Source organism: Vibrio sp. 10N.261.52.A1 (genome assembly GCF_002876325.1).
Lineage (GTDB): Bacteria > Pseudomonadota > Gammaproteobacteria > Enterobacterales > Vibrionaceae > Vibrio > Vibrio chagasii.
In genome coordinates this window covers 1-333 of sequence record NZ_MCYD01000249.1, presented here as the reverse complement: position 1 = coordinate 333, position 333 = coordinate 1, and the positions used below count along the sequence as shown (strand labels likewise).

The window sequence follows — 333 nt, the reverse complement described above, 5'->3', positions numbered from 1 at the left end:
CATTTTCTGAACCGCTTCGGCGTCTAACGCTTCAAAAATTTGACCACGAAAGGCGAGATATAAGTCTTTATTAGAACTCATTTAACACGCACCTTCTTTAACCAAGAGTTCATCGCTTTCTGGTCGATCGGCTGGCCATTAATGAGTTTGACCAACTGCTCCGTAGAGTGACTAATATTTCGGTCATGTTTATGTCCTCGCTTGCCATCAATAATGATGTGCGCAAGCGACTTACAATAGTCAAACTCTAGATCAACACTCACTCCCAGATACTTATTAAGATCCGACTTTTCCAACACAAAAGAATTTTTAGGACGATGGTAGTTAGCGACC

The 333-nt window shown here is 41.4% G+C and carries 1 pseudogene; it reads right to left on the bottom strand.

Features of this window, described 5'->3' with window-relative positions:
* Nucleotides 1-77 precede the first annotated feature (77 nt).
* A pseudogene (locus tag BCT81_RS03300) lies at nucleotides 78-333 on the bottom strand (chromosome partitioning protein ParA); the annotation flags it as partial.